The organism is Zunongwangia profunda SM-A87, assembly GCF_000023465.1.
Lineage (GTDB): Bacteria > Bacteroidota > Bacteroidia > Flavobacteriales > Flavobacteriaceae > Zunongwangia > Zunongwangia profunda.
Genome location: NC_014041.1, coordinates 2026840 through 2046779 on the forward strand (window position 1 = coordinate 2026840; position 19940 = coordinate 2046779).

The window sequence follows — 19940 nt, forward strand, 5'->3', positions numbered from 1 at the left end:
ATTATGGCTGAAGAACAAAAAGAACAAGAAGTTCAGGAAGTAGCAGGAATGGCTACAGCATCTCAACCAGAAGTAGAGGAGCAACAAGCTAATCCTGACAAATTCCTTAAAGAATTTAACTGGCATAATTACGAAGAGGGTATTGACCCTATCGCAGATGATAAGCTGGAAGAATTCGAAAAGTTAGTAGAAGAAAATTTCGTAGACACTCTTGATGATGAGGTTGTAACAGGAAAAGTAATCAATATTACTGATCGTGATGCAATTATCGACATTAACGCAAAAAGTGAAGGTGTAATCTCTCTTAACGAGTTTCGTTACAACCCAGATCTTAAAGTAGGGGATGAGGTAGAAGTTTTAATCGACGTTAGAGAAGATGCTACCGGTCAGTTAGTACTTTCTCATCGTAAGGCTCGTGTGATTATGGCATGGGATCGTGTGAACAAAGCACATGATGAAGGTCTTATCGTTAACGGTTTTGTTAAGTGTCGTACTAAAGGTGGTATGATCGTAGATGTATTTGGTATCGAAGCTTTCTTACCAGGTTCTCAAATCGATGTGAAGCCAATTAGAGATTACGATGCTTATGTAGGTAAAACAATGGAATTTAAAGTGGTGAAAATCAACCACGAATTCAAAAACGTTGTGGTATCTCATAAAGCACTTATCGAAGCTGATATTGAAGAGCAGAAGAAAGAAATTATTGGTCAATTAGAAAAAGGTCAGGTATTAGAAGGTACTGTTAAGAATATTACTTCTTACGGTGTATTCGTTGATCTTGGTGGTGTTGACGGACTTATCCACATTACTGATCTTTCTTGGTCTAGAATTAACCATCCAAACGAGATCGTAGAGCTAGATCAAAAACTTAACGTTGTAATCTTAGACTTTGATGAGGCTAAAACAAGAATTCAGTTAGGTCTTAAGCAATTACATAAACACCCATGGGAAGCTCTGGACGAAGAGTTAAAAGTAGGTGACAAAGTAAAAGGTAAAGTAGTTGTAATCGCAGATTACGGTGCATTTATCGAAGTTGCTGAAGGTGTAGAAGGATTGATTCACGTTTCTGAAATGTCCTGGAGTACGCACCTAAGATCTGCTCAGGATTTCGTAAATGTAGGAGACGAGGTTGAAGCTCAAATCCTTACTTTAGATCGTGACGATCGTAAAATGTCTCTTGGAATTAAGCAATTAACTCCAGACCCATGGACAGATATCACTTCTAAATATCCTGTTGGATCTAAGCATACAGGTGTAGTTCGTAACTTTACTAACTTTGGAGTATTTGTAGAGTTAGAAGAAGGAATCGACGGACTTATCTATATCTCTGATCTTTCTTGGACTAAGAAGATTAAGCACCCATCAGAGTTCTGTAATGTTGGTGATAAATTAGATGTTGTAGTATTAGAATTAGATGTTGAAGGACGTAAGCTTAGTTTAGGTCACAAACAAATAGAAGATAACCCTTGGGATAAATACGAAACTGAATTTGCCGTAGGTACAACTCATACTGCTGCAATTTCTGAAATCGTAGACAAAGGAGCTACTATTGATTTTAATGAAGATATTACTGCATTTGTACCACAAAGACACCTTGAAAAAGAAGACGGAAGTAAACTTAAGAAAGGTGAAACTGCAGAATTCCAAATCATTGAATTTAATAAAGAGTTTAAACGTGTTGTAGCATCTCACGCTGCTATCCACAGAGAAGAAGAGCAAAAAATCGTTAAGCAAGCTGCTAAAAAAGCCGCTTCTCAAAATAACGATAAAACCACTATTGGTGATGTAAATGCAGATCTTCAGGCTCTTAAAGATAAAATGGAAGGAAAATAATTCTTTCAGTTTATAAAATTAAAAACCTCCTTTTTAAGGAGGTTTTTTATACCCTAATTTTTCAATGTTTATTATTTCAACTTATAGTCAAACATTTGTTTTTTGCCATTATACTCAGAAGTAAGAACCATTACATCATCATCAACCTTTAGCAGTCTTTCGTTATTTGAAAATATACCATTTGCTGGCTTTTCAGAAGACTTGTAAAATTCAAATCGGATGTAAATTTCATTATTTTCCTTTTCAGTATAAAATTTTCCTTCAGCAGTAATAGTTTCAGCAGGTGTCATTCTTTTTTTTAGGAAGGTGCTATCAGGTAATAAGAGATAGCTTTCTTGCCAGGCCATTTTTAAGCCTTTTTGCTGTAAGTTTTCTGAAGGAAAGCGTACCTGTATCAATTCCCATTTTTGAGGGAAATTATTAGAGGTATGTAAATCGGAATATTCTGGTTGGTCTATATTACACGAAAAAATACCGAAAAAAAGCATTAAAGTAAAAACATGTTTCATATTTGAGGATTTGAGATCTACTTTATAGATGCTCTAATCCTCAAATAGTTGCGTAAAAAAGTTAATAAAATCTAAAAATTATATTGATAAGTTAATTTTGGTGATTTTGAAGTACACTTTTTAAACTATCTATGGTGACCGGTTTTACAATATAATTGTTTACGTTGTGGTATGATTTTGCTTTGTTTATATCACTGGGATCAATGGAAGAACTTACTATATAGATGGTAATTGCTTTTTCACTTTTAATTTTTATAAATTCTTCTAGAAACTCCCATCCGTCCATTACTGGCATATTAAGATCAAGTAATATTACGTCTGGTAATTCCTCATTACTGGAAATTATCGTATTTAAATGATTTAAAGCTTCTTTGCCATTATGAAAAACGATAAAACCTTTACAGAAATCTGCTAATTCCATTAATTTTTTTGCACTAAAAATGAATATAGGGTCATCATCTATAATACAGGCAAGATCAATTTTTTTCATTTTTTAAATAGATTTTAAACAGGGTGCCTTTGTTTACTTCACTTTCTACTTCTATTTTTCCACCTATGGCTTCAATTTGGTTTTTTGTAATAAAAAGTCCAATCCCTCTGGCATCTTCATGCTTATGAAATGTATTGTACATTCCAAAAATTTTATGTTTGTGGCGCTTTAAATCAATTCCTAAGCCATTATCTTCAATATTTAGAATAGTTTCACCACTTGCCAAATTGGATTGAGTATACAATTTAATAAAACTCTCTCGTTCTAAGGATCGATACTTAATTCCGTTAGTAATAAAATTAAGTAGTATACTATCTAAATATGCAGGGATACCAAGTATGTTAACTTTTTTATCAATTTCAAATTTTATTTTTACCGCTGCTTTCATGGCCAGGGCACTGGTGTTTTTTACAGCATTTTCTACAAAATCATGTAAATTCAAGGGATTTAGATTTTCTTTTACTAGTGTATTTATAACTACTACTTCATTAAGATGCTCTATAGTTTCCTCTAGGTTTTCACTAGCTGTTCCCAAAAGTTGTATGATTTGATTTTCATTTAGCTCAGGGTGTTCCATTTTAAAAAGATCCAATAGAGCTGAAAAATTACTAGAATGACTTCTTAAATTATGAGATACAATATGGGCAAAATTTCTTAATCGTTGGTTTTGATCCTTAGTGACTTCTAAAAGATTTAATATCTCGTTTTGAGCTTTCTTTAAATCCGTTATTTCAAGAGCTGCATGTAAATAGCCAATTAATTGCTCATCTTGTAAAATTGGTGTTATCGTTAATAAAACCGGAATTTCATTTTTATTAATGTCTACGTAATTCAACTCCTGTATAGTGCTTTTTCTCTTTTTCGCTTCAAGAACCAAGGCCTCAAAACTGGTGAATTTTATAGAGGATTTTTTATTTAAATATTCAGTTTTTTGGTGTAGTTCTTTAGGATCATGAAAGAGTAAGACACTTTCATTTTTAATATTTTCAGCTTTATATCCTAAAAGATTTTGGGCTCCCTGATTAAAATCGGTAATTACACCTTTTTTATCGGTAGCAACAAAACTAATTTTTGTACTTGAGTCTAATAAGGCCTTTTGATGCGCTAGCGTTTTATTTAGCTGTTGCTGCGCTAATTTCCTAAGGCTGATATTCTTTATTTGCATCGTAATTAATAGTGGCTCACCATTACTATCTGTGATCAGGGATGCAAAAATTAGCACATATATTTTTTCATTTTTATTGGATAAAAACCGAACTTCAACATGAAAATGATCTTGTTTTTTATTTACTAATTCTTTTATGAGTGTATGTAATCGCTTTAAATCTTTTTGATCTACGAGTTTAAAAAGGGACTTTTCTAAAAGATCCTTCTGAGTGTAATTTAATATGGAACAAAGGCTTTTATTGACTTTAAGAGGTCTTGCATTAAGATCACAGATGGCCATACCGATGGCGGCGTTTTCAAAATTTCCTCGAAAAGTTTCTTCGCTTAATCTTAATTTTTCCTGAGCTTTTTTGAATGCAGTGATATCGTGCATGGCTATAACAGCACCTATAATCGCACCATTTTTATCCCTGATTTGTGAACCACGTACAGATATTAATCTATCTTGACCGTACTTAGGTTTAATTTTTATATTAGGATTACTAATATAGTCATGCTTTAACAATTGAAATAAAGGAATTTCAGCAGTAGTAAGCCGTGTTTTACCATCCTCATGATACAGACCATAATATTCCGGAAATTTATCAGGATTCATAGTTGTGACAGGTAATCCATACCATTCTCTTGTCTTTCGGTTAAAAATTTCTAGTTCTCCCTTTGCGTTACAGGAAACGATACCAACTTCTAAGGATTCCAAAACTGTTTCTAAAAATTGCTTGCGACCTTCACTAATGCGTTCAAGTTCCTTAACCTCCGTAATATCACTGGTATGAATTATAATTCCACCTATTTTTTGCTCATTAGTGTACCAGGGTCTCATCGACCATTTTATATATCGCTGTTTCCCAAATCGATCAATAAACTCATCTTCTTCGCTATGCATCGAATTTCCTTCAAGCCCCAGAAGATGTATAGCCTTCCATTCTTCCTTTACGTCAGGAAAAATATCATAATGATGTTTATTAATAAGATCTATATCTTCTACATGGTAATCCTGCTTCCATTTTTTAGAGGTAACGATATAGCGCATTTCAGTATCGAACATGGCAATAGATGTAGGCGCTTCTTCAATAAATTTTTGACTCCTTTCTGTTTCTTTTTTTTGCTGTGTGATTTCTTCATGATATCCCGTCATCCATTCAGGTTTTCCATCTGCTGTCCAGCTTACTACTTTACCACGGTCTGCAACCCAAACCCAGTGTCCTTTTTTATGGCGCATTCTTGCTTCGGTCCTGTATACATTTGTGTTTCCGGCAAAATGTTCATTTAAAATTTTCTGGCAGTTTTCAGCGTCATCGGGATTTGCAAATCTATGCCAGGTATCCACCGAAGTTGGTTGTAATTCTTCAAGTTTGTAACCTAAAATTTTTGCCCATTGTTTGCTAAAGATGGTCTCTCCAGTTTGAATGTTCCATTCCCATGCACCAATACCAGTTCCGTCTAAAACATGTTCATAGCGTTTAACCTGCTCATGTAAATGAAGATCTGGCTTCTTAAATTTAGTAACGTCTTTTACTGCCACTAGTATTCTTTTTTCTAAAGAAAGATTAGTAAAGGTAATAATAGCACATTCCAGCCATAGCGTGTACTTGTGGCTATGAACAAATCTAAAGGTTATTTTTTTCTCTGGTTGATTATAACCATCTATGGAGGCGATGACCTTATTGAATTGGTCTTGATCTTTGCTATAAACAATGTCTTTCCAAGTCCAATTGTCTTGAGAAGAAGTGTTATATCCAAGTAATTCCAGAAGTTTAGGAGCGCAAAAAAAATAATCTTTTTGGATATCTATGATAAAAAGTCCATCAAGAGCGTATTGCTGAATAAAATCGAAATAAGACTTATCTTTTGTAATTGCTGAGTATAACTCATCATAGAGATAAGAACTATTCTCTTTTATAGGGGTGATTTGGGTATATGTAGAACGCATTATGTATTTGTAGGGATTTTAAAAATACATAAAATATAATTATTAAGCTATTTTTTTTAGAATAATTTAATTATAATAGTTTAAAATACGTTTATTATTGGTTATTGGTGTGTTGTGTTAATAATACCTTAATTTTACCAGGCTTCTTTGAACCCGTTTTCTAAAGCTTCATTATAAACCTCCAAATTGAAAGTATATAAATTAGGAGCTTTATGTGCCCCTCCTTTACGGGTTTCTTTTAATTTTTTCAGGATGCCGTATTTAGTCATTTTACGATAAAAATTACCACGATTAAGCGATTTGTCCAGAATTATCTCGTATAGTTTCTGCAGCTCGGGCATAGTAAATTTTTCAGGCAACAGATTTAATCCTACCGGACGGTAATTAAGCCCTTTCCGGAGCTCTAATAACGCAGTATTAAATATTTCTTCATGGTCCATCATAAGATTAGGGAGCTCATGGACATTCTTCCATTCAGAAGCATCAGATAATTCATCAACTTTAGGATCTACTTTTGCAAAATTTGTTAGCGCATAATATCCTACCGAAACAAATCGTTGTTTTTGCCACAGATCATCCGGATAGCCTTCAAAGAAATATTCACTTCGGTTTAGTCTACCAAAAGTTTTAAATTGATTGAGATAGATTTGTTTTGCTCCGGTTCGTTGTTCCAGAATTCTGTGGGCACCTTCATCCAGGTTTTCATTTTTCCATAAATAGCCTCCCGGTAGAGACCACTCATCTTTCCCCTTTAATTTAACTAGCAAGACTTTTAGCGAAGAAGTATCAAAACCAAAAACAACGCAATCGATAGAAATACTTGGTAAACTTTTTTCTTTGTTTAATTTTGAATATTTATCTAAAATACCAGCTAATTCTGATTTCATTCTAATCTGTTTAATTCTCAAAATTACATTTAGATTTTTATTAATCAAACTTTAATTTTCATAAAACCTGATATTTAATAAAAAAACAGGATAATTTAATTTCTAAAAATTCTAAATTCTTAAAATAGTATTTTATTCTTTTTAATGTTATTAATCAATTAGAGATAGGTTTCATTACCTCTTAATTTTTGCTCTATAGCCATGATATAAATGTGCGCTTCAGTTTAGTTCAATAATCGTAATTAAAAGCTTTAATCCTTTAAATATAAAGCAGAGATTGCGCTGCAACGACATCAAAAATAATGTTCTACTAAAAATTTTATTTGCGTACCCACAAATAACTTATTTTGACAGGGTTTAAATCAACACTAAATAGCTTAAACAAACAAACTTGGAGCGTATAATGCGATTTTAATAATTATTTAAATCATTTGTTTGTGGCTTGGTCGTATTATTAATTTCATCTTTTATTTTAAGGGTTTTATCGATAATGTCTTAATTTATATAAGAAAAGTTTTCTTTATTGAATGTAATATTTTAATATTGTTGTTAGATGAAGCAATGGTTTTTTCATCTTATAATATCATTCATTTTTTGGTTAGGTTGGTATGATATTAGAAACTGGTTAGTTGTAAAAAGGGATGTATTGCATCCCTTTTTTAGTACTTTACATATCACTAAAATCAATTTGAATTTTCTTCTCCTTTTAAAAATTGATCTCGTTACATAGTTTACTATCGACATCGAATTGATAATTTTTTGAGCTTATATATTCTTCATAAGTATAGGTTTCTCCATCAAATTGAATCTGGAATTCGTAAGTGTTTCCAGCTTCCATTTCATAAGATTTTAGTCTTAGATCTTTTATCACACCGTTTATCCATTCTGTTTCTCCTTGTTTACGGTACTTAATAGGATAACTTGCTACATTAAGTTCTACATCTTCACAGGGGATATTAATGGTGATAGTTACTAATTCACTATCAGGTTCGGGCAGCGTAATAGCAGGAGATTCCCCACAAGAAATATCGTTTACAGTTAATACTTCTCCAGATGCATAAAGTTTAAGGCTTATAATATCTCCTATACCATTATATGGAATTTTGTTTATTCCGGGAACGAGATTTTGCTCAATAATTTTATAGGTTCTGGTTGCAGTACTGCCAGTAATTTCTAATTCAATCTTTGCCTGAATATTAGCCTCAGTTGGATTGTTGATTTCAAAAATGTCTGAACAAACCGGTAATTCGGCTACGATAGAATAATCTGTTAAATGATCTGTATCAAAATTTACGAATAACTCATCACCAGATCCAGAAATAGTAACCTCTTTTTCAAATGCCCATGTATCCTTTTCTAATTCATAACTATATAAAGATAATTGATCACCAATCTTGACTTGGTGCCCGGTATTAGGATTGTATAAGTTTTTATCAATTTCTATGTTTACTGTTATCGATTCGCTAAAGTCTTTAACCTCTTGAGGTCCAATATACATGTTGATAGAGGTATAACTCATAGGTAAGAATGATTTTTCTTCCTTGAAACCATTTTTTAACACAGACTGATTGGTAAAGCCACCAGGAAAGATTTTAGATAGCTTTACATTATTGGCATCCATGTCGATAACCTCCATATTTATATGGCTGCCGGATAATAACTCTCCATTACCATTTAAAAAATTTGTTCCTTCTTTAAGATTAATAAAGCCATCTGTTTGTTTAGAAGGCTTTTTGCCAAAATTGATAGATTTATTTTCTCTTAATTGGCTTCCGGATAGTTCGGCATTATCATTTATCGTACTAATACCTGGTGTTTCCCTGTTTTTGTGAAGTAAATATACCGGCATTTGTACGGTTTTATTATTTTCTTCAAAATTAATTTTCAATTTCGTGGTTTGATATCCAGGTGCCGAGGCAATAAAATCAAAACTTTTAATCTCATTAGGAGATTGTGGCCTATCTGCAGGATTCAGTATAAGTGTTATGCTGCCTTCAGATAAATTGTAGTTCTTTTTTCCGGCAGAGTTTAGTATAGATGTCCCATAATCTGCTGCGGGGACTAAGGTAATATTATTTGGATAAGTACCATCTTCTAAATCTTTAATCTCAATTTGAGCGGTATACTCTAAAAAGTTTACATCAAGGCCAAGTTTAAAATCATCTGCAATTTCGTTTGGCGTCTTCTCGCATGCTGTAGGAATTATAGTTACAGCAATCAGCATCATTAGTAAAAATATTTTTTTCATCTTTTAAAGGATTTAATTAAATTCTAACGGATAATCTTAAGTTTAAGAATGGGAACCACCTATAATCTCTAATATCTTCCTGGAGTGACACCGCCTGATTGGCAGTAGGGGCAAGCATTCCAGTAGCTGTAATATCTACTTTAGGTTCAGGAAGATAGAAACTTCCGGCTTCAAAGGACACTCCAAATTTATTTTTAGGTACTGCTCTACCAAAGCCTAAACCTAAGTATGGAGCGAAACCATTATAATCCAACGTAAGCTCCAAATCACCAATTTCTTCTGGTCCCAATATAATCTCACCATATTCTAAAGTGCCGTCATAGGTAGCCAGTGCATTCGTTTTTCCATCGCTAAAATGAGCTGCACCTCCAATGACTTTAAAACTGCTGGATTTAAATGGCAAATATTCTAAGCTAAGATCGAATTCTAAAAAACGGGTATCTGCAGTCACATTAAGATTTGCATCATCAACCTCGATCTCCTGAACAAAATCTTTTATACTAAGGATATTACCCCTAAGCCTAAGGTTAAAATGTTGGGATAAATTTCTGGCTATTTCAAGTCCGCCACCTAAAGTTGAGCCATTTAAAGCTATAGCAAATTTATTGCTATAGTTTGATTCAGTAACTCCCTGACCAAAACAGGTGCAAGAAATACACAGTAAAGCAAAATAAAATAAGTTTCTTTTTATCGACATCGTCCAGTTTCTTAAGACTTACCTTAAAGAATTTAAGATAAAATTAATATTTGCAAATTTATACATTTATCTATCAAATATACCTTTTGTCGGATTTTTTATTGATTTAAGCTAATTTATGTGTCATTAATGTTATTTTTCCATATAAATTGTAGGAAAAATCTTTATTGATAAGTCTTAAAGAAAGAAAAATTAGAATCTTAGTTTTGTTGATAGTCTAAACATCCTAAATTTAAGAATGATTTCTATTGAAACTTTAAGTCTAAAAAAGCAGTTTATTCTTCATAAAGTTCTAAAGGTAAATCATCCGGATCGCTAAAGAAAGTGAATTTTTTCCCTGTTTGTGGATCCATACGAATATCTTCAGTTTTGATTCCTTTTGAATTTAATTTTAAAATCATATTTGCGAGATCATCTACTGCAAAGGCAAGGTGCCGTAACCCCAGAGCTTCCGGATGGCTTGGACGTTTTGGTGAATTTGGAAAAGAAAATAACTCGATGATGTATTCCCCATTCAAAGCTAAATCTAATTTGTAAGAATCCCGCTCTTTACGATACACTTCGCGTATAATCTCTAATTCCAGAATTTCGCTATAAAATTTTTTTGAAGCTGGATAATCAGAACAAATTATAGCAATGTGATGAACGGATTTAAGCATGATCGATTTTGTGGTTTTTCAAGTTAGATTTTAAAGATACACCACTAATTTTTTTCGCGAACGATTCATTAATTAAAAACTCCAAAAGATTTGTAGCATCTGTTATACCCATTCCATCGCTATGAATATTAGAAATACAGTTTCTTCTTTCATCTGTAGTACCACTCTTAGGCAGGTAAGTAGTATAAATGCCTAAACTTTTTGGGCTCGATAAACCGGGACGCTCCCCAATAAAAGTAGCAGTAAATTTTGCATTTAGCTTTTCTGCGATTTCGTCACCAATAGCTACTCGACCATTCTGCACGATACTCATCGCGATGGAATATTTGTCCTTTAACTTCGGAAGTAATTTTTCGATAATTTTTGGGCTTTGCAGGGTAGCCTCAGGTGATAAACCATCAACAATATTAAAGATAATATCAAATTCTAAAGTTTTTTCAATTTTAGATGATGCCAAAAGCTTTCCTAAATCCGGACGTTTTAAATATTCTTCACGATCTTTTGCCTTACTTTTAAAATGGAAAATTTTTAAGTCGAAATTCTTTAACTCTGATTCAATTTTTACAATTTCAAATTCCTTGTAAATCGCATCCCGAGCTTTGGCATGATCTAACTGAAATTGTAAAACATGCTTTAACGATTGGCTTCCTCCGGTATTTCCAAGCGCGATACGTGCCTTAGAAAGCTTGCGTAGCTGAGTATAAGGATCTTCTTGGAGCTCACTTTTATATATTTTTGGTTTATCCATTACTTATGAGTTTATGAGATTCATTTAAGCGCTGGCGATTTCCCTGTTTATCAAAAATACCCATTTTTAACAGCCATTTTTCGAATTCTGGTGCCGGTCGTTTATTCAAAACCTTCCTAAGGTACATCGCATCATGAAAAGAGGTGCTTTGGTAATTCAGCATTACATCATCAGCTCCTGGAACCCCCATTATATAATTGCAACCGGCCACACCTAGAAGCGTTAATAAAGAATCCATATCATCCTGATCGGCTTCTGCATGGTTGGTATAACATACGTCACAACCCATAGGCAGTCCCATCATTTTTCCGCAAAAATGGTCCTCTAAAGCTGCACGCGTAATTTGCTTTGCATCATATAAATATTCTGGCCCAATAAAGCCAACTACAGTATTTACTAAAAGAGGACTATATTTTCTTGCCACAGCATAAGCTCTAACTTCGCAAGTTTGCTGATCTACACCATGGTGTGCATTTGCAGAAAGTTCAGATCCCTGACCGGTTTCAAAATACATTATATTATTTCCTATTGTTCCCCTATTTAGCTGTAATCCCGCATCATAGGCTTCCTGAAGCATATTTAGATTAATCCCGAAAGACTCGTTTGCTTTTTGAGTCCCACCAATCGACTGAAAAATAAGGTCTACAGGTGCTTTTTCGATAATCTCCATGGTGGTGGTAATATGACTTAAAATGCAGGTTTGTGTTGGAATTTCGTATTGTTGTCTAAAATTGTCCAGTAGTTTTAATAATTCTGACACGGCCTTTGGGCTATCCGTAGCAGGGTTGATGCCAATTACCGCATCACCACAGCCATAAAGTAATCCGTCAATCGTACTCGCAGCAATCGCCTTTGGATCATCAATAGGATTATTGGGTTGCAATCGAACCGAAAACCGATCTTTTAAGCCGAGTGTATTCCTGAATTTTGTTATCACTTCACATTTTTGGGCCACTTTTATAAGGTCCTGATTACGCATTAATTTAGAAACGGCTGCGACCATTTCCGGGGCTAATCCAGGGGAAATATCTTTTAAAATTGTAGGAGTGGCCTCATAACTTAGCAACCAATCCCTAAACTCTCCAACACTAAATGCAGAAATGGGATAGAAAGCTTCAGCGTTATGATCGTTCATAATTAAGCGGGTAACTTCATCTTCAGCATAAGGAATAATAGGATTTTCCAGAAATACCTTTAGCGGTAGATCACTTAAAACATATTGCGCGGCAACCCGTTCTTTATTGTCCTTTGCAGCAATCCCGGCCAGGACATCACCAGATCGTTCAGGACTGGCTTTGGCCAATAAAGTTTTTAAATCTTTAAAATTGTAAGTGATGTTATTGATACTGAACTTATATTCCATAAACTAAATTTAACTTGATAATAGAGCATAATTCTCATGTCACATACAGCCCCATGATTAGCCGGATGGGATCGGGACCCAAAAAAATGGCAAACATTTTCTCCAAAACCCCTAAGAACAAGCTTTTAGGTTTATCTGAAATTTAGTAAAAACCTGAATAGAAGTTAGCTTAGCGAATATTAATTTATATAAAAAACTAGTATTTTGATATTTATGAATTTAAGTGGGGATCTTATTGTCAAATTATAAATCTTAAGTCCTATTTTTTGCTGTTCACGTTTCTTATCCGGTTTCTTATTTTTTAAAGTTAATTTAATTGGTTATATTACAGGAAATCAATTGTTTAATGATTCAACTTTTACATAAATTTTCTTTATATTTTATTTTTAAAAAGTTTTTCGTACTACTTTTTCTTTTTAGTTGTTTTGTAAGCTGTTCTGAAAAAAAGAATCTGAACGATGGAGCTGAAATTACTCCAAAACTGTACTCTAAAGATCTTTCAGCTATTAAAGAAGATGGTAAGCTAACGGTCATTACCATTTATAATTCTACCAGTTATTTTTTATATCGAGGGAAACCTATGGGCTTTGAATACGAATTGGTAAAAAAACTCGCTGATCATTTAGAACTTGAATTAGATATCAAAGTTGCTAAAGATATGGATCATTTGTTCGATATGTTAAATGCGGGTGTGGGCGATTTAATAGCCTTTGGACTCTCTGTTACCGAAGACCGTAAAAAGATAGTCAATTTTACCGAATATCACTATTTAACACATCAGGTATTGGTGCAACGCCGGCCTGAAAATTGGCGTAGATTACCCATGTACAAGATCAAAAAGCATACAATTAACGATCCTATTGAAATGATCGGGAAAACGGTGCACGTACGTAAAAATTCTTCCTATTACGAACGCTTAGAGAACCTGGAAAATGAGATTGGTGGGCAAATTGATATTCAACTGGTTTCGGGAAATAAAACCACCGAGGATATTATAAAAATGGTTGTGGATGGTGAAATAGATTATACCGTTTCAGATTATAATATTGCCGCCATTAATCAAACTTACAATCCAATTTTAGATATCGATACAGAGATTAGCTTCTCGCAACGTATCGCTTGGTCGGTTCGTAAAAACTCACCTGAATTGTTGGCTGAGATTAATTCCTGGCTAAGAAATATTAAAAAGAAAGATTTTTATTACGTCGTGTACAACAAGTATTTTAAGAACAAAAAATCGTACCGTCGACGTATAAAAAGTGAATTTTATAGTAAAAATCAGGGAAAAATCAGTCAGTATGATGCTATTGTAAAAAATAATGTCGAGCGTTTAGGATGGGATTGGCGACTACTGAGTTCACAAATCTTCCAGGAATCACGCTTTCAGCCAAATGAAAATTCCTGGGCTGGCGCTGGTGGTTTAATGCAATTAATGCCGGCAACGGCAGAAGAATTAGGGGTGAAAAATATTACCAATCCTTCAGAAAATATTCGTGGTGGTACACAATATTTAAAGAAATTAATTCAAAATTTTACCAAAGTCGAAGATAGCATTCAGAAGATAAAATTCACTTTAGCTGCATATAATTGTGGTTTGGGACATGTTCGCGACGCGCAACGCTTAACCAAGGCTTCTGGCGAGGATCCGTACGTATGGGACGATAACGTAGAAGATTATTTACTGAAATTGAGTTCCAGAGAATTTTTTAGCCGGCCTGAAGTAAAATATGGATTTGTAAGAGGTAGGGAACCTTATTTATATGTAAAGGAAATTTTCCTTCGGTATGAGCATTATAAAACACTTATTCCTTTTAAAACACCCGATTCCACTTCTCAGTTGGTTTCAAATTAAATAGATTTTAAGTAATTTTTTATTTCGAATAATCTTTATTTGAATATATTTGTATCGTAAACGATTTAATCGTAAAAGATAAAATATTTTAATTATGAAAACACAATATCAAACAACAGTTTCAGCCACAGGAGGAAGAAACGGACATGTGAAAAGCGAAGATGGACTTATAGATTTTGACATTTTAATGCCCAAAGAATTAGGGGGAAAAGGCGGAACTACAAATCCAGAACAATTATTTGCAGCAGGTTATGCAGCTTGTTTCGATAGCGCTTTAAATATGGTTATCGGTAAAGCTAAGGTGAAGCCAGAAAAAGAAACTACTGTAACTGCAATAGTAGGGATTGGCCCAAATAATGAAGGTGGCTTTCAATTAGCGGTAAAACTTAGCATAGAAATTCCTGGAGTAGAGAAGGAGAAAGCACAAGAATTGGTAGAAAAGGCACACCAGGTTTGTCCTTATTCTAACGCTACCCGCGGAAATATAGAAGTTGAATTAGAAGTTATTTAATTCCACATAGCGGAATAATTGCCTGGTTACAGCCTGGGACAGTTGATTTCGATGTTAAAAATTACTGAATTCTCTTTTTGCTTATTGCAAAAAGGGAATTTTTATTACTTTCAATAATGTAAAAGGCTGTGAACATTTAAAAATTGCGGAAGGATGAATGAGAAATATGAAAATTTAAAACTTGATAACCAACTTTGTTTTCCATTGTATACAGCTTCAAGATTGGTCATTCAGAGGTATCAACCAATGTTGAAGGATTTAGACCTTACCTATCCGCAATATCTGGTATTAATGGTACTTTGGGAAAAAGATGAGGTGAATTTAAGTGTGATAGCAGAAAAACTTCAGTTACAATCCAATACCTTAACGCCACTTTTAAAACGACTTCAGCAACGTGGATTTTTAGACCGTAAACGCTCTGAATCTGATGAAAGAAATATCGTAATTACGCTAACTGATCAAGGGAAAAAGCTAAAAGACCAGGCCTGTAATGTGCCAAAGCTATTGTCTGAGCAACTTCCATTGGCAGCAGAAGAAGCCAAAGAATTGTATCGAATATTATACAAAATGATTGATAAAATGAACAAAAAATAGTTTCAGTATACTTTTACCGAACGTGTTCTTCTGCAGAAAACCTATTCTTTTTTATCGGTTTTACTCATTTCAGTGATGCCTTTTTTTGAGCCTCTATGTTCATAGTTTTAGTAGTTGAAAAAAAGTCTGGACTTTAAATATGTTAATCATGATTACTAGAATTAACTAGAATCTAACAGCATTTTTTAACAATAGAGCTTACCTTTATTCAGTAAAAAAGAATAGAATGAGCAAGTTGGGGGTTTGTTCCTGGATATTAGGAATATCAGATATCAATGCGTTGATGGAAAAAGTCAAAATGCTGGGACTGGATGGGGTACAGCTTAATGGTGACTGGAGTGACTATAATGCGAAGGAAGTAATTGAAGCCGCAGATCTTTTTGATCTGGAGATTTTTGCTATAGATCCTTTTGACTCGGTCCCTCCAGCCCAAGGACAGGCGAATGCTGAAACTGCTATAGCTTTTTACAAAAACATTATTGATTTTGCAGTGCAGGTGAAAGCTTCCTGGGTAAACCTTCAGGGCCTAGCTAAGTGGACTGTTAACTGTAAAGATCCTAAGGAGTCTTGGGAAATGCTGGTGCATTGTTGTAAAACTCTGGATGCCTATGCACAACTAAAAAAAGTAAAAATAGCTTACGAATGTGTTAACCGATACGAATCGCCAATGATCCATACAGCACAAAAGGCTATGGAATTAATAAAAGCGGTGGGGCATCGCAATTTTGGGTTAATCTTGAATAGTTTTCATATGCATATTGAAGAACCAGATCCTTTAGAAGCGTTAAGAAAATCTGAGAAGCTATTATTTAGCTATCAAATTTCTGATTCCAATAGATCGGGAATCGGAAGAGGACAGGTAGATTTTGTTAAACATCATGGCGTATTAGAAGAAATAGGTTTTGACGGTCCCATAATTATTGAAGTGGTTTTACCCGAATTAGTGCCTGGCAATACGCCAAAAACAGCATTGGAAAGAGAACGCTTAGATGAAGAAATTAGGCGAAGTATAAGAGTATGGGAAAATTTAAAAGAAAAGCCCCATATTTAAAAATTTAAATTTTGAAATAAAAAAACCGAATCTTAATAATCGATTCGGTTTTCTTTTCTATCCCATTTCTCAAAAACAGGTAATCCTTCCTCCCGCAGAATATTTACAAAAGGTACTTTTCTATTTTCGATGTCCTTATCCAGTTCTTCATAGATAAACTGATCATCAAAACCAATTTTAGCGGCATCACTATGGTTTAAGGCATAAAATACTTTTTTAGGCCTCGCCCAATAGATCGCGCCTAAACACATGGGGCAAGGTTCACAACTAGTATAAAGCACGCAATTTTCTAATTGAAATGTATTTAAATTTTCACATGCTCTCCTTATCGCAGTTATTTCAGCATGGGCGGTAGGATCATTACTGGATGTTACGATATTCCATCCTTCAGCGATAATTTCACCATCTTTAACCACAACTGCACCAAAAGGTCCACCAGCTCCTGTATTCATTCCTTCTTCTGCCAGGGCTATAGCCCTACGCATAAATTTTTTATCGTCCTCTGTCATACTTAGCAATTTTTCCTCAAAATCAAATCTAAATAAAAAAGGAGAGTAAAAGCTTTCTAATATTAGATCTTATGATTTTTATAACTTAAAGGCATCTTTTTTTATTAGAAATGTTTTACACCGTAAAAAAAGAATATAATTTCTAGATTTCGCTGCTTATTGGTATTCCTCAAAAATTATAAATATGTTTTCTAGTTCATACCTCAAATTAATAGGATCTTAATAAGTCTTGGTTTTTAGTTATTGTATTGCAAAGTGTTTTTACAGATGGATTCTTGACGCAATAATTAAAGTTTCTATTACATGAAATTCCTGGCAATAGCCCCAAAGCCGTCTGGTAAATCGATTGCTTTATTAAAAGGAATTATCTGTGATAACTGCTCTTTTTGATCGAGGACCAAAAAATATTCAGTGATCAACTGTGCTAAAAGTATTCGGTGCGATTTGCTAAGATGTGCCGTATTAATTAAAATATAATCGTTTTTTACCTTTAAAGCTTTACTACCAATAGGATTCCAAAGTCCTTTTATAGTGACTTTTTTATTTATGGATCGAAGTTCTTTTAAGAAATTAGAAGCTGTTTCTTCATCATACTTGAGTTGAAGATATTTTTCTATTTCGATGTAATAAAAACTACTTAATAATATTTCATTGGCACGTTTAACAACTCGGGAAAGTTTTCGGTTTCCACCATTGTAAATTAATTTCATTTTTGATTTTTTAGAATTTATGTTTGGTTTAGGTCTAATAATTATTTAAAAAATGAAATAAAATATATAGTATGTTAAGTAATCTTAGGGCTCTAAATTAGGGCTAAAGTTAGGTTATATTTGTCTGTAATTCAATTAAATATTCATTTGTAAATTATTATTGTGATTTATTGAATTTTTACCCTTCAAATTTTTAGTTTAAAAATTAAAAGCCTTGTAATAATTTATTTTTTTGATAAAAACTATGTTCTTATTTGATTCGAAGAATCAAAAAATACCTTATTTTTGCTCTCCGAACCTTCATTTCAACCCAGTATATGAGTCAAAAAGTGCTACTTACCGCTAAAGAAGTACAAATTATTTTGCAACGACTGGCTTGCCAGCTTGTAGAAAATCATTCTGACTTTTCTAATACTGTTCTTATCGGGATACAACCCAGGGGTATATTTTTACTAAATAGACTTCAGGAAATTTTGGAACAGGAATATCAGCTTAAGGATCTTAAAACGGGCCAATTGGATATTACATTCTACAGGGATGATTTCCGCAGAAGCGATAAGCCGTTAGAAGCCAATAAAACAAAAATCGATTTTGTAGTAGAAGATAAGCGTGTGGTTTTTATCGATGATGTTTTATATACCGGTAGAAGCATAAGGGCAGCCCTTACTGCGATTCAATCTTTTGGAAGGCCCAAAGAAATTGAATTGTTAAGTTTTATTGATCGTCGTTTTAGTAGACATTTACCTATTCAGCCAGATTATAATGGTAGACAGGTAGATGCTATAAACGAGGAAAAAGTAAAAGTAAACTGGAAGGAAAATGAAGGCGAAGATATTGTTTACCTTATTTCAAAATAACTAGCGTAATGAACGAATTAAGTGTTAACCACTTACTTGGGATTAAGTACCTGCAAAAATCGGATATTGACTTAATTTTTAATACTGCCGATCATTTTAAAGAAGTTATTAACCGGCCTATTAAAAAAGTCCCATCGTTACGAGATATAACCATAGCCAACTTATTTTTTGAAAATAGTACCAGAACCCGCCTTTCTTTTGAGCTTGCCGAAAAACGTTTAAGTGCTGATACGATTAATTTTTCAGCTGCTTCTTCCTCGGTTAAAAAAGGAGAAACGCTTATTGATACCGTAAATAATATCTTATCGATGAAAGTCGATATGGTGGTTATGAGACATCCTAATCCTGGAGCAGGAATTTTTCTTTCTAAACACGTAAAAGCTAGCATTGTAAACGCAGGGGATGGAGCACATGAGCACCCCACACAAGCCTTGCTGGATTCGTATTCTATACGTGAACGTTTAGGAGAGGTTGCCGGAAAGAATGTGGTGATTGTAGGAGATATTTTGCATAGTCGAGTAGCCCTTTCTAATATTTTTGCCTTAAAATTACTGGGAGCAAACGTAAAAGTTTGCGGACCTAAAACGCTAATTCCAAAATATATTGATTCTTTGGGAGTAGAGGTGGAAACCAATCTTATAAAAGCATTAGAATGGTGCGATGTTGCCAACATGCTGAGGGTTCAAAATGAAAGGATGGATATTAGTTATTTCCCTTCTACCAGAGAATACACGCAACAATTTGGTTTAAATAAGAAAATACTGAATAGTCTAAACAAAGAAATCATTGTAATGCACCCGGGACCGATTAATCGCGGCGTAGAAATTACCAGTGATGTTGCAGACAGTGATCAGGCAATTATTTTGGATCAGGTACAGAATGGTGTTGCGGTAAGGATGGCGGTTATATATTTATTGGCTTCTAAAATCAAGCAATAGATTTTATTTTTTAAATTAGTATTTTATATGACAAAAAGAGGCTAATGAAAATTGAAAAGAAAGAAAGTTATCTTTTAATTACCGATGATAAGGATTCTATAACCGATTTTACTTCACGATTAACAACGAATCATCATGAGTTTGAAAATGAAAACCTTGTAATCGATATTCTTGAATATGGTGAAATGGAGTTAGTAGAGTTATTAGGATTTTTAGAACTTTCTACCATACATCGTGCTAACAAAAAATCTTTTGTAATCGTTAATGACGCTATTAACATAGATAAAATCCCAGAAGAATTATTTGTAGTGCCTACCTTAAGAGAAGCCGAAGATGTGATCCAGATGGAAGAGCTGGAGCGAGAGCTTGGCTTTTAAATCTGTCTTT

General features: G+C 33.7%; 19 protein-coding genes. 8 read left to right on the forward strand and 11 right to left on the reverse strand.

The annotated features are described in order from the left end of the window. The first annotated feature begins 3 nt into the window (after positions 1–3). Positions 4–1833, forward strand: coding sequence for a 30S ribosomal protein S1 (gene rpsA / locus ZPR_RS08965; RefSeq protein WP_013071317.1), 1830 nt, complete (start codon positions 4–6; stop codon positions 1831–1833). A gap of 71 nt (positions 1834–1904) precedes the next feature. Here rpsA and ZPR_RS08970 read toward each other — a convergent pair whose 3' ends face one another. From ZPR_RS08970 to ZPR_RS09010, 9 genes are all read right to left on the reverse strand, one after another. Further along, on the reverse strand, positions 1905–2342 hold the full coding sequence (locus ZPR_RS08970) for a hypothetical protein (RefSeq protein WP_013071318.1): 438 nt from the start codon (positions 2340–2342) through the stop codon (positions 1905–1907). Positions 2343–2433: 91 nt separating this feature from the next. After that, positions 2434–2832, reverse strand: coding sequence for a response regulator (locus tag ZPR_RS08975; RefSeq protein ID WP_013071319.1), 399 nt, complete (start codon positions 2830–2832; stop codon positions 2434–2436). Next, positions 2819–5929, reverse strand: a complete 3111-nt coding sequence (locus ZPR_RS22495) for a PAS domain S-box protein (RefSeq protein WP_013071320.1) — start codon at positions 5927–5929, stop codon at positions 2819–2821. Before ZPR_RS22495 ends, ZPR_RS08975 begins: the two co-directional genes overlap by 14 nt. Positions 5930–6063: 134 nt before the next feature. Further along, entirely contained in the window at positions 6064–6816 is a 753-nt protein-coding gene (locus tag ZPR_RS08985) for an NUDIX hydrolase (RefSeq protein ID WP_013071321.1), read from the reverse strand. Between the two features lie 706 nt (positions 6817–7522). Beyond that, positions 7523–9064: a hypothetical protein gene (locus ZPR_RS08990; RefSeq protein ID WP_013071322.1), complete on the reverse strand. Its 1542-nt coding sequence runs from the start codon at positions 9062–9064 to the stop codon at positions 7523–7525. 16 nt (positions 9065–9080) lie between these two features. Beyond that, positions 9081–9761, reverse strand: a complete 681-nt coding sequence (locus tag ZPR_RS08995) for a hypothetical protein (protein ID WP_013071323.1) — start codon at positions 9759–9761, stop codon at positions 9081–9083. A gap of 275 nt (positions 9762–10036) precedes the next feature. Further along, on the reverse strand, positions 10037–10420 hold the full coding sequence (gloA2, locus tag ZPR_RS09000) for an SMU1112c/YaeR family gloxylase I-like metalloprotein (RefSeq protein WP_013071324.1): 384 nt from the start codon (positions 10418–10420) through the stop codon (positions 10037–10039). After that, positions 10413–11168, reverse strand: coding sequence for an ethanolamine ammonia-lyase subunit EutC (eutC, locus tag ZPR_RS09005; protein ID WP_013071325.1), 756 nt, complete (start codon positions 11166–11168; stop codon positions 10413–10415). The genes gloA2 and eutC overlap by 8 nt, the downstream gene beginning before the upstream one ends. After that, positions 11161–12531, reverse strand: a complete 1371-nt coding sequence (locus ZPR_RS09010) for an ethanolamine ammonia-lyase subunit EutB (RefSeq protein WP_013071326.1) — start codon at positions 12529–12531, stop codon at positions 11161–11163. Before ZPR_RS09010 ends, eutC begins: the two co-directional genes overlap by 8 nt. 346 nt (positions 12532–12877) lie before the next feature. Between ZPR_RS09010 and ZPR_RS09015 the strand changes: the two genes are divergently transcribed. From ZPR_RS09015 to ZPR_RS09030, 4 genes are all read left to right on the forward strand, one after another. Further along, positions 12878–14383 carry an MltF family protein gene (locus ZPR_RS09015; protein ID WP_013071327.1) on the forward strand — a complete coding sequence of 502 codons (1506 nt, stop codon included), beginning with the start codon at positions 12878–12880 and terminating at the stop codon, positions 14381–14383. A gap of 94 nt (positions 14384–14477) precedes the next feature. Then, positions 14478–14894: an organic hydroperoxide resistance protein gene (locus ZPR_RS09020; protein WP_013071328.1), complete on the forward strand. Its 417-nt coding sequence runs from the start codon at positions 14478–14480 to the stop codon at positions 14892–14894. Positions 14895–15047: 153 nt separating this feature from the next. Then, a complete protein-coding gene (locus ZPR_RS09025) occupies positions 15048–15488 on the forward strand; it encodes a MarR family winged helix-turn-helix transcriptional regulator (RefSeq protein ID WP_013071329.1) in 441 nt (146 codons plus the stop codon). A 226-nt stretch (positions 15489–15714) separates the two neighbouring features. Beyond that, positions 15715–16539, forward strand: coding sequence for a sugar phosphate isomerase/epimerase family protein (locus tag ZPR_RS09030; RefSeq protein ID WP_013071330.1), 825 nt, complete (start codon positions 15715–15717; stop codon positions 16537–16539). A 32-nt stretch (positions 16540–16571) separates the two neighbouring features. Here the strand turns inward: ZPR_RS09030 and ZPR_RS09035 are convergent, their stop codons facing one another. Both ZPR_RS09035 and ZPR_RS09040 read right to left on the reverse strand, forming a co-directional pair. Then, positions 16572–17048 carry a nucleoside deaminase gene (locus tag ZPR_RS09035; RefSeq protein ID WP_013071331.1) on the reverse strand — a complete coding sequence of 159 codons (477 nt, stop codon included), beginning with the start codon at positions 17046–17048 and terminating at the stop codon, positions 16572–16574. A gap of 299 nt (positions 17049–17347) precedes the next feature. Further along, on the reverse strand, positions 17348–17758 hold the full coding sequence (locus tag ZPR_RS09040; RefSeq protein WP_013071332.1) for a hypothetical protein: 411 nt from the start codon (positions 17756–17758) through the stop codon (positions 17348–17350). Positions 17759–18075: 317 nt separating this feature from the next. On the opposite strand from ZPR_RS09040, the gene pyrR reads away from it, so the two are divergent. The 3 genes from pyrR to ZPR_RS09055 are packed head-to-tail and all read left to right on the forward strand — an operon-like array spanning position 18076 to position 19930. Then, complete coding sequence (gene pyrR, locus ZPR_RS09045) at positions 18076–18615, forward strand: bifunctional pyr operon transcriptional regulator/uracil phosphoribosyltransferase PyrR (protein WP_013071333.1); 540 nt, start codon at positions 18076–18078, stop codon at positions 18613–18615. An 8-nt stretch (positions 18616–18623) separates the two neighbouring features. Then, positions 18624–19553: an aspartate carbamoyltransferase catalytic subunit gene (locus ZPR_RS09050; RefSeq protein WP_013071334.1), complete on the forward strand. Its 930-nt coding sequence runs from the start codon at positions 18624–18626 to the stop codon at positions 19551–19553. 44 nt (positions 19554–19597) lie between these two features. Beyond that, positions 19598–19930, forward strand: coding sequence for a hypothetical protein (locus ZPR_RS09055; RefSeq protein ID WP_013071335.1), 333 nt, complete (start codon positions 19598–19600; stop codon positions 19928–19930). Positions 19931–19940 lie beyond the last annotated feature (10 nt).

Bases quoted from the DNA above. Each gene is read 5' to 3' on its own strand.
- ZPR_RS09025 (WP_013071329.1), top strand. From the start codon at position 15,048: ATGAATGAGAAATATGAAAATTTAAAACTTGATAACCAACTTTGTTTT.
- rpsA (WP_013071317.1), top strand. From the start codon at position 4: ATGGCTGAAGAACAAAAAGAACAAGAAGTTCAGGAAGTAGCAGGAATG.
- pyrR (WP_013071333.1), top strand. From the start codon at position 18,076: ATGAGTCAAAAAGTGCTACTTACCGCTAAAGAAGTACAAATTATTTTG.
- ZPR_RS09015 (WP_013071327.1), top strand. From the start codon at position 12,878: ATGATTCAACTTTTACATAAATTTTCTTTATATTTTATTTTTAAAAAG.
- ZPR_RS09020 (WP_013071328.1), top strand. From the start codon at position 14,478: ATGAAAACACAATATCAAACAACAGTTTCAGCCACAGGAGGAAGAAAC.
- eutC (WP_013071325.1), bottom strand. From the start codon at position 11,168: ATGGATAAACCAAAAATATATAAAAGTGAGCTCCAAGAAGATCCTTAT.
- ZPR_RS09050 (WP_013071334.1), top strand. From the start codon at position 18,624: ATGAACGAATTAAGTGTTAACCACTTACTTGGGATTAAGTACCTGCAA.
- ZPR_RS09055 (WP_013071335.1), top strand. From the start codon at position 19,598: ATGAAAATTGAAAAGAAAGAAAGTTATCTTTTAATTACCGATGATAAG.
- ZPR_RS08975 (WP_013071319.1), bottom strand. From the start codon at position 2,832: ATGAAAAAAATTGATCTTGCCTGTATTATAGATGATGACCCTATATTC.
- ZPR_RS22495 (WP_013071320.1), bottom strand. From the start codon at position 5,929: ATGCGTTCTACATATACCCAAATCACCCCTATAAAAGAGAATAGTTCT.
- gloA2 (WP_013071324.1), bottom strand. From the start codon at position 10,420: ATGCTTAAATCCGTTCATCACATTGCTATAATTTGTTCTGATTATCCA.
- ZPR_RS09030 (WP_013071330.1), top strand. From the start codon at position 15,715: ATGAGCAAGTTGGGGGTTTGTTCCTGGATATTAGGAATATCAGATATC.
- ZPR_RS09035 (WP_013071331.1), bottom strand. From the start codon at position 17,048: ATGACAGAGGACGATAAAAAATTTATGCGTAGGGCTATAGCCCTGGCA.
- ZPR_RS08995 (WP_013071323.1), bottom strand. From the start codon at position 9,761: ATGTCGATAAAAAGAAACTTATTTTATTTTGCTTTACTGTGTATTTCT.
- ZPR_RS09040 (WP_013071332.1), bottom strand. From the start codon at position 17,758: ATGAAATTAATTTACAATGGTGGAAACCGAAAACTTTCCCGAGTTGTT.
- ZPR_RS08990 (WP_013071322.1), bottom strand. From the start codon at position 9,064: ATGAAAAAAATATTTTTACTAATGATGCTGATTGCTGTAACTATAATT.
- ZPR_RS09010 (WP_013071326.1), bottom strand. From the start codon at position 12,531: ATGGAATATAAGTTCAGTATCAATAACATCACTTACAATTTTAAAGAT.
- ZPR_RS08970 (WP_013071318.1), bottom strand. From the start codon at position 2,342: ATGAAACATGTTTTTACTTTAATGCTTTTTTTCGGTATTTTTTCGTGT.
- ZPR_RS08985 (WP_013071321.1), bottom strand. From the start codon at position 6,816: ATGAAATCAGAATTAGCTGGTATTTTAGATAAATATTCAAAATTAAAC.